Genomic DNA, 290 nt, shown 5'->3' on the forward strand with positions numbered 1-290 from the left:
CGCCTCGTTGTCCGCGTCGGCGAGGGCGACGCCGACCAGGTGGTTGGTGGACAGCCACCGGCCGTCGCCGCGGTCCACATGCTCGGGCATATGCACGAGATCGGCGTTCAGCTCCACGATGGCGTCGTCACCGACGACGACGAACTCGATGTACCCGTCGGATGAGACGTCCCGGCGCTTGCAGGCAACGGTGTTGTGCTCGGCGAGGAAAGCCCGGTAGCTGGGCGGAGCCGTCCAGTCGACGGTTCCGAAATGGGGCTTCAGCCCTGTCTCGCGGTCGCGGACGGCTT

At 67.6% G+C, this 290-nt stretch carries 1 protein-coding gene; it reads right to left on the reverse strand.

The window, feature by feature from the left end:
• The coding region (locus HT134_RS44460; RefSeq protein WP_175606521.1) for a hypothetical protein at positions 1 to 290 on the reverse strand (290 nt) is incomplete at both ends.

Origin of the sequence: Nonomuraea rhodomycinica, assembly GCF_013363995.1 — a bacterium.
Classification (GTDB): Bacteria; Actinomycetota; Actinomycetes; order Streptosporangiales; family Streptosporangiaceae; genus Nonomuraea; species Nonomuraea rhodomycinica.